We start from the raw sequence: 11786 nt of genomic DNA, 5'->3' as shown, positions 1-11786 counted from the left end.
CTTCTTAGCCTCTGAGCTTCTTAGCAAAAATACTTAGAAACTAAGAAGCTCGGCAGTTAAATAAAAAAGCCTCCCGAAAAGGAGGCTTTTTTGTATGGATAAGCTAAGATTACTTTTGGAATTTAGCGTATTTGTTTTTGAATTTGTCGATACGACCGGCAGTGTCAATAAGTTTAGATTTACCAGTGTAGAAAGGGTGAGAAGTACGAGAGATCTCCATTTTCACTACAGGGTATTCAACACCTTCGTGAATAATTGTTTCTTTAGTATCAGCAGTAGATTTAGTGATAAAAACCTCGTCATTAGACATGTCTTTAAAAGCAACTAGCCTGTAAGACTCTGGGTGAACACCTTTTTTCATCTTTTTGTTTCTTTATTTCGCTGCCCTTATTTTGCGGCTTCCTCTTACAGAAGGTATAAACTCAGGTACAGCTTTGTTTATATTAAATTCAATTCAGGCTGCAAAAGTACAATTATTTTTGTAATATCAAACTACTACGCATATTTTTTAAGAAGTGTAACATAAGGTATGAAGTTGCGACATATAAAGCATAAATCGTATATTTGTCAAACCAAAAACAAAACAATTGCATCATGAATGAAGCAGTAAAGAAAAACGGCATAACCTTTGGCCTTGTAATAGGAGGAATTTCAGTGGTTTTACTAACTTTAATGTATGCCATAGACCTAAAGCTGTTTGTAAACATGTGGATAGGTATTCTTACGTTTTTTGTAAATCTTGCCATCGGCATTTACGCTATCGCTAAAGTAAAAAAAGCACAAGGAGGATACGCTTCTTTTAAAGAAGCTTTTACAACTTATTTTATAGTAATGCTTATTGGCGCGGGTATATACTCTATTTACACTTTTTTTATATTCAATGTAATAGACCCGGACATTAAACCGGTTGTAACGGAGCACGTTGTAGAAACAACCGCTAAAATGATGCAAGGCATGGGTGCTAAAACAGCCGATATTACAAAAACACTTAATGAAATACGTAAAGCCGACAGTTTTAGCATAGTAGCATTGGCTAAATCATATATATGGGGCCTTATAATGCACATTATTATAGCACTTATAGTAGCAGCGGTAATGAAAAAGCAAGATCCTTTTGGGGGCATGAAGCCGGAAAGCCCGGAAAATATAGGCGGAGAATAATATAAATGGACATATCTGTAATAATACCCCTTCTTAACGAAGAAGAATCGCTTGGCGAACTACACAGCTGGATAGCGCGCGTAATGGCGCAGCACAATTATAGCTACGAAATATTTTTTATAGACGACGGCAGCACCGACGACTCTTGGGGTGTGGTAAAAAGCCTGTCTGAAAAAGACCCGAATGTAAAGGGCATACGCTTTTTCCGTAATTATGGTAAAAGCCAGGCGCTGCATGCAGGCTTTGGCCGTGCGCAGGGCGATGTGGTAATAACCATGGATGCCGACCTGCAGGACAGCCCCGACGAAATTCCGGGACTGTATGAAATGGTTATGGGCGGCGGTTATGACCTGGTAAGCGGCTGGAAGAAAAAACGCTACGACTCGGTTGTGGCAAAAAACCTGCCCAGCAAGCTGTTTAACTGGGCTGCAAGGCGCACATCGGGCGTACATCTAAACGACTTTAACTGTGGGCTTAAAGCCTACAAAAATATAGTGGTAAAAAATGTAGAGGTATCGGGCGAAATGCACCGTTACATTCCTGTACTTGCCAAGAATGCCGGTTTTGCCAAAATAGGCGAAAAAATCGTTATCCACCAGGCGCGTAAGTATGGTTCCTCTAAATTTGGTATGAACCGTTTTGTAAATGGCTTCCTGGATCTTATCACTATTTGGTTTCTATCAAAATTTGGCAAACGCCCTATGCACCTTTTTGGCGCTATGGGTGTGGTAATGTTTCTTATAGGTTTATTTTCGGCAGCATACATAGGCTTCCTTAAGCTATATAAGCTGTACAACCATGAAAAAACCATACTGGTAACCGAAAATCCGTGGTTTTACATAGCGCTAACCACCATGATAATAGGCACACAATTGTTTTTGGCCGGATTCCTTGGTGAAATAATTCTTCGTACAAAAAACAACGAAGAACGTTATAAAATCAGCGAAACTTTATAATTTTAGTATCTGATCAACGCGTTATAAAAAACAAGACAATTATGGAAATCGAAAAAGCTTTACTGGATAAGGTAAACGTATGGCTAACGCCTGCCTTTGACAGCGAAACACAGGCTGCTATAAAGCAGTTAATGGAAACGTCTCCCAAGGAACTGGAAGATGCTTTTTATCGCAACCTTGAATTTGGAACCGGTGGTATGAGGGGCGTTATGGGCGCCGGTACTAACCGTATAAACAAATACACCCTGGGCAAGGCTACACAGGGGCTTTCTGATTACCTAAAAACATCGTTCCCGGGCCAGGAACTAAAAGTGGCTATAGCATACGACTGTCGTAACAATAGTGACACTCTTGCAAAAGTAGTAGCCGATGTATTTTCGGCAAACGGAATTAAAGTATACCTTTTCTCTGAACTACGCCCTACCCCTGAACTTTCATTTGCCGTAAGGCACCTGGGCTGCCAGGCCGGTATAGTACTTACCGCTTCGCACAACCCACCAGAATATAACGGATACAAAGTATACTGGGCCGATGGTGGACAGCTGGTTCCGCCACAGGATAAAGAACTTATACAGGTTATAGAAGCGCTGGAATACAGTGCTATAAACTTCGATGCTAAGCCTGAACTTATAGAATATATAGGCGAAGAAATAGACAAGGAGTTTATAAAAATGTCGCTTGTAAATGCTACATTCAGTACTTCTGCCGAAGCAAGAAAAAACCTAAAAATAGTATACACCCCACTACACGGCACATCGGTAAAACTGATACCGGACCTGCTTGAAAATGCAGGTTACAGCAATGTAACCATAGTAGCAGAACAGGCAGTACCGAATGGTAACTTCCCTACGGTAAAATCGCCAAACCCGGAAGAACCGGAAGCACTGAAAATGGCAGTGGAGTTGGCCGACCAGCTTAATGCCGATGTAGTTATAGGTACTGACCCGGATGCAGACCGCCTTGGTGTGGCCGTGCGCAATGGTAACGGTATTATGACCCTGCTAAACGGCAACCAGACTATGGTGCTGATGACAGAGTTCTTACTAAGTGAGTGGAAGAAGAAAGGCAAACTAGACGGTAAGCAGTTTATAGCCTCTACCATAGTATCTACACCAATGATGCACGAACTGGCCAGCGCATACGACTTGGAATGTAAAGTGGGCCTTACCGGCTTTAAGTGGATTGCAAAAATGATTGTAGATTTCCCTGAACAGGAGTTTATAGGCGGTGGCGAGGAAAGCTTCGGTTATATGGTAGGCGACAGCGTACGCGATAAGGATGCTGTAACCTCTACCCTACTCCTTTGCGAAATTGCTGCACAGGCCAAGGCTAATGCCAGCTCACTTTTCCAGGAACTACTTAAACTATATGTAAAATACGGTTTCTATAAAGAATACCTTATTTCGCTTACCAAAAAAGGACGCGACGGTGCTGCTGAAATTAAGCAGATGATGTTAGACATGCGTGAAAACCCACGCAAGGAAATCAACGGACAGCGTGTACTTATGGTAGAAGACTACCAGTCGTCTGTAGCCAAAAACCTGCTAAGCGGCGAAGAAGAACAAATTAACCTGCCTAAGAGCGATGTGCTTATCTATTACCTTGAAGACGGTACCAAGATATGTGCGCGCCCAAGCGGTACGGAGCCTAAGATTAAATTCTATTTCAGTGTAAACGATACATTGGATGACGTGAAAAACTTTAAGCGTGTAGAAGAAGCGCTTGACCAGAAAATAAAGAATATCGTAGAGGAACTTGACCTCAAATAATTAGATGAGTGATTATAAAAAAATCGCGCGCTTAGCACTGCCTTATAAAAAGTACATTGGCCTCAATGTATTTTTTAACGTGCTAAGCGCGTTTTTTAGCACCATATCGCTGATAGCGGTTATACCTGTGCTAAAAGTTATTTTTCAGGACACAAAACCCGTAATTAATGAACCTCATTATACTGGGTTTACCGGGCTTAGGGGATATTTAGAAGATCTTCTAAATTACACTCTTAATATCCATATTCAGCAAGAGGGTATTTTTACTGTATTGATGTATATCATTACAGTGATTATTGTTATTTTCATGTTGAAAAACCTTACCACCTATCTGGCGGTTTATTTTATTACTTATTTACGAAATGGTCTTATAAAAGACATTCGTGAAAAAATGTATGATAAGATGCTTAAGCTTCCTGCTTCATACTATTCAGACACAACCAAAGGCGACATGATTTCACGCCTTACAACTGATGTGAATGAAATAAGTAATTCTATGCAAAACATATTGGAAATGGTTGTAAAAGAACCGTTGACTATATTGTTTACATTGGGTGTTATGATGGCATTAAGCATTAAGCTCACAACGTTTGTATTTGTATTCATTCCTGTTGCAGGTTTCCTTGTTTCAAAAGTAGGTAAAAGCTTAAAAAAGAAGTCACTACTACTACAACAAGAACAAGGCCAGGTACTTTCTGTCTTAGAAGAAACATTAGCGGGATTAAAGATCATAAAATCATTTACGGCCGAACCAATTTTTGGCAAGAAATTCAACACCACCAGCGATAAGCTTTTTGATCACAGCAACACTGTTGCAAACAGACAAAATTTAGCGTCACCAATGAGTGAATTCCTTGGAATACTGATTATATCGGTATTGTTAGTATATGGTGGCTACCTGGTTTTTGAAGATAAAACTATGGAAGCTGGTTTCTTTTTAGGCTACATCCTTATGGCGTATAACATCCTTACGCCTGCCAAAGATATTTCTAAAGCAAGTTATGGGTTAAAGCGTGGTACCGCCTCGGCTGAGCGTATTGTGCAAATACTGGAAGCTCCTGTAGCCATAGATGACAAACCGGATGCAATAGAAAAAAACGACTTTGTTACAGGCATTACACTCGAAAACATTACCTTCAGTTATACAAGTGAAAAAAATGTACTTACTGATTTTTCCCTTACCGTACCTAAAGGAAAAACCATAGCATTGGTAGGCCAGTCGGGTTCAGGAAAAAGTACCATAGCCAGTCTTCTTACCCGTTTTTATGATGTAAACGATGGTGCTATAAAAATAGACGGCCTGGATATACGCGACCTAAAACTGCAATCACTACGCAGCCTTACCGGGCTTGTTACCCAAGACAGTATTTTGTTTAATGACACCGTAAGGAACAACCTCCTTGTGGGTAAACCTGATGCTACTGACGAAGAGCTTATAGCAGCGCTTAAAGTAGCTAATGCCTATGAGTTTATTCAGGGGCTTGAAAACGGCATTGACACCAATATAGGTGACGGTGGCGGTAAGCTATCGGGTGGACAAAAACAACGTATAAGCATAGCGCGTGCGGTACTGAAAAACCCGCCGATTATGATACTTGACGAAGCCACTTCAGCGCTGGATACCGAAAGTGAAAAGCTGGTACAACAGGCACTGGATAATATGATGCAAAACCGTACTTCGGTAGTTATTGCGCACAGGCTAAGTACCATACAAAAAGCCGATGTTATCGTAGTAATGAAACACGGTAAAATTGTAGAACAAGGCACTCATGACGAGCTTATTGCACTCGACGGGACTTATAAGAAACTTGTAATGATGCAGTCTTTTGAATAATGTTTATTCGGTTATGCGGTCATTTGGTAATTCGTAAAGACCGAACTTAAAATACATTTATAGCCGCAGTAACTTGCGGCTATTTTTTTATCCACCTCCAGCGTAAACAATAACAAAAATATAATCCGTACAAGTCTGTTTTTACCGTACCTTTAGGAAACCAATACCTTAAAAGCACCTTATAGCTATGTACGTTTGTAACGAACACATTCCGCTACCCGACCCTGATACCGTGGTATGGAAGTACCTTGACTTATCTAAATTCCTGGATCTTCTTATGGCGCGGAAGCTCTTTATGGCGCGTTCAGACAAGTTTGAAGACCAATACGAAGGCACATTCAGCGAACCCACGTTTGAGGAAATGAAACGCCTTTCTATAAACGAACCGGGATTCTTAGACCGGTATAAAAACCTGCGGAAAAACATTGTGGTGAGCAGTTGGCACATTAATCCGTATGAGAGTTTTGCCATGTGGCAGATTTTTACCCGAAACAACGAAGGACTGGCCATACAAAGCACCATAGGGCGCTTACAGGAAGCCATGCAGCCCGAAACGCGTTTTGAGCAATACATAGGCGACGTTAAATATATCGACTACAAAAAGGAGTTTATACCGTTTGACAACGAGTTTTTCCCGTTCCTGTTTAAGAGGCATAGCTTTCAGTACGAAAAGGAAGTACGTATTGTAACAAATGTTTCGCGCTTTAACATGGAAATCAACGAGGGGTTAAAGATAGATGTGGATATTAATAAACTGATAGAACGGATTTACATTCACCCGAAATCTGAAAACTGGTATAAAAGACTGGTAACAGAACTAATGAACAAATTAGGATTTGATTTCATTATAGAAAAATCAGACCTGGAAAGTGACATCTTAATCTAAGAACATAAAAAAAGCCACTGATTAGTGGCTTATATTTTCTACGGCTTTAGGGTCGTGCTTGTGTTTAAACATCAAGGCAAAAGCTATGGCTATTACCAGTGCATAGGCCGCAAACGCCAGCCAGATGTTGTGCCAGTCACGCAGCTCTATGGCAGTGCTAAGAGTACCATCTGTAGCAACCGTAGCGCCCCTTTCTTTTATAAATCCAAGCAAATGGTTATTACTTTCTGTTGTATCAAGGTGAGATGCAAGGGCATTAACGGTTGTAAATTTCTCGGTAAAGTATTTTCCAATAACCCATCCGGCTATGGTGCTACCACCCCATGCCCCAAAACCATTAGTCATCATCATAAAAATACCCTGGGCAGATGAACGTATATTTTGCTTTGTAGTGGTTTCTATAAATAGTGAGCCTGATATATTAAAGAAATCGAAGGCCATACCGTATACAATGCACGACATGATAATCATCCACAGGCCATTAACCGGGTCGCCAAAGGCAAACAGGCCGAAACGCAGTACCCACGCCAGCATGCTGATGAGCATAACCTGCTTAATACCAAAACGCCTTAGGAAGAAAGGAATAGCCAGAATAAATAGCGTTTCGCTAACCTGCGATATAGACATGATGATGGTAGAATACTTTACTACAAACGAATCGGCATATTTAGGAAAATGCTTAAACTCGTCAAGGAACACATCGCCATAGGCATTGGTCAACTGTAACGCACCGCCCAAAAACATTGAGAATACAAAGAACAGTGCGGTTTTATAATTGGCAAACAACTTAAAGGCTTCAAGCCCCAGGGTTTCTACAAAAGTAGCATCACTCTTACTGTTTTGCGGTTTGCAGGGCGGCAGGGTAAAGGCATAAATTCCTAAACCTACAGCGGCTATACCTGCAATATAAAACTGGTATTCATTAGCCTTGCTCCCGGTAAGGTTGGTAATCCACATAGCGGCTATAAAGCCTATGGTGCCCCAAACACGTATAGGCGGAAAATCTTTAACCACATCGCCCCCATTGTTTTTGAGGAGAGTATAAGATACAGAATTGCTTAGCGCAATAGTGGGCATATAGCAGCACATAGCGGCAAGCATTACATTTACAAAAGTACCCGGGTCAGCAACCTGAGGAATATAAAAAAGCACTCCTGCGTATAATATTTGTAATGTACCGTAAAGTTTTTCGGCATTAATCCACTTATCGGCAATAATACCGGTAAACGTAGGCATAAATATAGAGGCGATACCCATGGTGCCAAATACAAGGCCAAACTGGGCGCTATCCCAATGGCGGGTACCAAACCAGTAATTTGCAATAGTGATAAGCCACGCTCCCCAAACAAAAAACTGTAGGAAGCTCATTAAAACAAGACGGTTTTTAATACCCATATAGCGTTGTATGTATTAACATATTATTAACGAAGGTAAAACTATCACTATTTTTCGTTTTTAAAAAACAGAACCTCGTTAAATATTACAACGTTAGCGCAAAAAGTTATTTTATTGCAGGTTTATGGTAAGCCCGAAAAGGCTGGTAGCAGCTGCTATGGTGTAGCGGGAGTAAGAGTAATCTAAGCGAAGGCTGTTAAAGCGCAGTGAAAAACCCGCCGAGATACCCGCAAAAGTACGCTTATCTACAAGGCCAAGCTCCTGCGAACGGCGGAAATTGTACCCCGCCCTTATATTAAAGCTCTTACCCGGAAAAAGCTCGGCACCTACTATTACGTGGCGCATGGCGTTATTAAAAAAAGACACCTTCTCCTCAGTGGTAGTGCCATCCAGGTCTTCGGTAGCGCGGTTAGGATTGCTAAAGGCTATGTTCCATTGTTGCAGGTTTTCCAGGGTAAGGTGCCAGCGCACCGGCACGTTTTCTACCTCCTGGCTTATACCGGCTATTACCTCCAGTGGAAGTGGTTCGTACTGGCCGGCATAGGTAGTAAACTGCGTACCTATGTTCCTTATGGCAAGGCCAATGTTTATATCGTTATCTTCATCAATATAAATACCCCCCAAATCTACAGCACCACCCCACGAGTTGTAACTCTCCAGGGTAGATGAAATCAGCTTGGCATTAGCACCAAGATAAATATCTGTGTACGGAACATTATAGGCATACCCAAACGAAAGTGCAATTTCACTACCCGAAAATGTACCTGTACTGGTGCCCTGCTCATCATATCCGGCAAAATCGCCGTAGTTTACGTAGTTTACCCCCATGTGAAAGGTTTGTACGTGTCGGTCGTAAGTATAAGCATAAGCCGCAGTACCGTATGTTACTTCGCCATAATAACTGCCGTAATTTACAGAAAGGTGGTTGTCCATTTCGGCATTAATGGTAGCCGGGTTAAAAATAGCCTGGTTAACGTCTTCATCGTAAAGTGTAACTACTTTTCCGCCCAGCGCTGCCTGACGTGGTGAGGTAACAAGGTTTAAAAACTGGTAGGTATACTTACCCCCTATCTGGGCAAAAGATGCCATGGAGGCAAGCAGAAACAATAGTAAGTACCGGTTTTTAAACATCATTATTGTATGGCGATTTGCATTAGTATAACGCAGTTGCGAAGATATTATTTTTTAAACAAAAAAACGGCTAAGATTTTTAGCCGTTTTTGATATTATAAGTTTGCCCAGTTATTTATAAGCTGAGCTATTTCTTAGAGTGTTTTTGCATTCTTAGCCTTTTGGTCGGTAATGGCATTTTCCAGTACCTCGTGCATATAACGTACGTAGTGGAATGTAACCCCCTCCAGGTAATCCTGCTTTATTTCTTCTATATCGCGCCTGTTTTCTTCACAAAGGATGATTTCCTTAATACCGGCACGCTTGGCAGCCAGTATTTTTTCCTTGATGCCTCCTACCGGAAGCACACGTCCGCGCAGGGTGATTTCGCCTGTCATGGCAAGGTTTTTCTTCACCCTTTTTTGTGTAAAAGACGACACCAGCGATGTAAGCATGGCTATACCGGCACTTGGACCATCCTTAGGTGTAGCACCTTCAGGCACGTGTATGTGTACGTTGTAGTTGTTTATCACCTCCGGGCTAATGCCTATATCCTCTGCATTGGCTTTTATGTATTCTAGTGCTATAGTAGCCGATTCCTTCATTACCGTACCCAGGTTACCCGTCATGGTAAGGTTGCCTTTACCTTTGCTTAGTAACGACTCTATAAACAGTATATCGCCGCCTACGCTGGTCCAGGCAAGGCCAGTAACCACACCGGCCACTTCATTGGTTTCATACTTGTCGCGCTCCATTTTTGGTGCTCCAAGTATCTTTATTATATCCTCATCGGTTACCTTAACGTTGTATTCCTCCTCCATGGCTATAGATTTGGCTACATTACGCACCACCTTGGCAAGCTGTTTTTCCAGGCCACGCACACCACTTTCTCGGGTATAGCCGGTAACTATCTTTTCAAGCTGTTTTTTACCTATAGTTACATCTTTTAAAGTAATTCCATGCTCCGTAATCTGTTTTGGCAACAGGTGTTTGCGGGCTATTTCCACTTTTTCCTCTATGGTATAGCCGGTCATGTTTATTACCTCCATACGGTCGCGCAGGGCAGGCTGTATGGTAGCCATATTGTTTGAGGTAGCAATGAACATTACCTTGCTCAGGTCGAAGCCCATTTCAAGGAAGTTATCGTAAAACTCTTTATTTTGTTCAGGATCCAGCACTTCAAGCAATGCCGATGACGGATCGCCCTGGTGGCTGTTGCTCAGCTTGTCTATTTCGTCAAGCACAAACACAGGATTACTGGTACCCGCCTTTTTAAGACTCTGGATGATACGCCCCGGCATAGCCCCTATGTAGGTTTTGCGGTGTCCGCGTATCTCAGCCTCATCACGAAGCCCACCCAATGAAATACGGATGTACTCGCGTCCAAGGGCTTCGGCTACGCTTTTGCCAATACTGGTTTTACCCACACCCGGAGGGCCATAAAGGCACAGTATAGGCGATTTCATATCCTTGCGCAGCTTCAGTACGGCAAGGTATTCTATAATACGTTTCTTAACATCGTCAAGCCCATAATGGTCGCGGTGCAGTATTTTATCGGCACGCTTCAGGTCGAAGTTATCCTTACTGTATTCATTCCACGGCAAATCCAGCAGCAATTCTATATAATTACGCTGAATGGCATACTCTGCCACCTGCGGGTTCATACGCTGTAGCTTGGCCAGTTCCTTATCAAACTGTGCCGAGGTTTTTTCGTTCCACTTTTTGGTTTTTGCCTTGGTACGCATTTCCTCTATTTCCTGGTCGTGGCTTACGCCACCCAACTCTTCCTGTATGGTTTTCATCTGCTGGTGCAGGAAATACTCACGCTGTTGCTGGTCCAGGTCAAAACGCACCTTGCTTTGTATGTCGTTTTTAAGCTCAAGCTTTTGCAGCTCAAGGTTCATAAAACGAAGTGTTTCAAGTGCACGGTCTTTAAGGTTACTCACCGCAAGCAAGTTCTGCTTATCAGTTACAGGAAGGTTCATGTTGCTGGAAACGAAGTTTACCAGGAACGAATCGCTTTCTATATTTTTTATGGCAAAAGTAGCCTCAGTAGGAATGTTCGGGCTTTCTTTTATAATCTGGATAGCAAGCTCTTTAATAGAATCGATAATGGTAGTAAACTCACCATCTCCTTCATCCGGTCGCTGCTCAGAAAACTCGCGTATTGTAGCTTTAAGGTACGGCTGATCGCTAACCACCTCAGCAATTTCAAAACGCTTTTTACCCTGAATAATTACGGTAGTATTACCATCGGGCATTTTCAGCACACGCAATATGCGTGCTACAGTACCCACAGTGTGTACATCGCCGGCACCGGGCTCTTCTACCCTTTCGTCTTTCTGTGCTACAACACCTATTACCTTACCTTCGGCATTAGCATCGTTTATAAGGCGGATGGATTTATCCCTGCCTGCAGTAATGGGTATTACCACGCCGGGAAACAACACCATATTACGCAGCGGCAGTATGGGTAGCGTAGCCGGAAGCTCCTCATTATTCATCTCCTCCTCGTCTTCGGGAGTCATTAGCGGAATAAGATCGGCATCGGTATCCAGTTCGTTTAGTGACAAACTGTCAATATTTAGAATTCTTTGTTTAGACATATCAGTTTACAGGTCATTTTGTCATTTATAACCGTACAGGCACGCTGCAGCATTTTTTACATAAAACGC

At 42.1% G+C, this 11786-nt stretch carries 9 protein-coding genes; 5 read left to right on the top strand and 4 right to left on the bottom strand.

Going from position 1 to position 11786, the window contains the following annotated elements:
- Positions 1-109: 109 nt before the first annotated feature.
- A complete protein-coding gene (locus tag ACLI1A_RS06470; protein WP_411407316.1) occupies positions 110-361 on the bottom strand; it encodes a type B 50S ribosomal protein L31 in 252 nt (83 codons plus the stop codon).
- Between the two features lie 233 nt (positions 362-594).
- On the opposite strand from ACLI1A_RS06470, the gene ACLI1A_RS06465 reads away from it, so the two are divergent.
- The 5 genes from ACLI1A_RS06465 (at position 595) to ACLI1A_RS06445 (ending at position 6606) form a co-directional block, all read left to right on the top strand.
- Entirely contained in the window at positions 595-1161 is a 567-nt protein-coding gene (locus ACLI1A_RS06465; RefSeq protein ID WP_411407314.1) for a DUF4199 domain-containing protein, read from the top strand.
- Positions 1162-1166: 5 nt separating this feature from the next.
- A complete protein-coding gene (locus ACLI1A_RS06460; protein ID WP_411407312.1) occupies positions 1167-2117 on the top strand; it encodes a glycosyltransferase family 2 protein in 951 nt (316 codons plus the stop codon).
- 41 nt (positions 2118-2158) lie between these two features.
- Positions 2159-3886: a phospho-sugar mutase gene (locus ACLI1A_RS06455; RefSeq protein WP_411407310.1), complete on the top strand. Its 1728-nt coding sequence runs from the start codon at positions 2159-2161 to the stop codon at positions 3884-3886.
- Between the two features lie 4 nt (positions 3887-3890).
- Entirely contained in the window at positions 3891-5720 is a 1830-nt protein-coding gene (locus ACLI1A_RS06450; protein WP_411407308.1) for an ABC transporter ATP-binding protein, read from the top strand.
- A gap of 187 nt (positions 5721-5907) precedes the next feature.
- Complete coding sequence (locus ACLI1A_RS06445) at positions 5908-6606, top strand: hypothetical protein (RefSeq protein WP_411407306.1); 699 nt, start codon at positions 5908-5910, stop codon at positions 6604-6606.
- 21 nt (positions 6607-6627) lie between these two features.
- Here ACLI1A_RS06445 and ACLI1A_RS06440 read toward each other — a convergent pair whose 3' ends face one another.
- The 3 genes from ACLI1A_RS06440 to lon all read right to left on the bottom strand — a co-directional run bounded on the left by ACLI1A_RS06440 (position 6628) and on the right by lon (position 11717).
- Positions 6628-8001: a nucleoside permease gene (locus ACLI1A_RS06440; RefSeq protein WP_411407304.1), complete on the bottom strand. Its 1374-nt coding sequence runs from the start codon at positions 7999-8001 to the stop codon at positions 6628-6630.
- Positions 8002-8112: 111 nt separating this feature from the next.
- A complete protein-coding gene (porQ, locus tag ACLI1A_RS06435; RefSeq protein ID WP_411408028.1) occupies positions 8113-9132 on the bottom strand; it encodes a type IX secretion system protein PorQ in 1020 nt (339 codons plus the stop codon).
- A 134-nt stretch (positions 9133-9266) separates the two neighbouring features.
- Positions 9267-11717: an endopeptidase La gene (gene lon, locus ACLI1A_RS06430; protein WP_411407302.1), complete on the bottom strand. Its 2451-nt coding sequence runs from the start codon at positions 11715-11717 to the stop codon at positions 9267-9269.
- Positions 11718-11786 lie beyond the last annotated feature (69 nt).

Source organism: Flavobacterium sp. RHBU_3 (assembly GCF_046613565.1).
Lineage (GTDB): Bacteria > Bacteroidota > Bacteroidia > Flavobacteriales > Flavobacteriaceae > Flavobacterium.
This window is presented reverse-complemented; position numbering and strand designations above follow the sequence as displayed.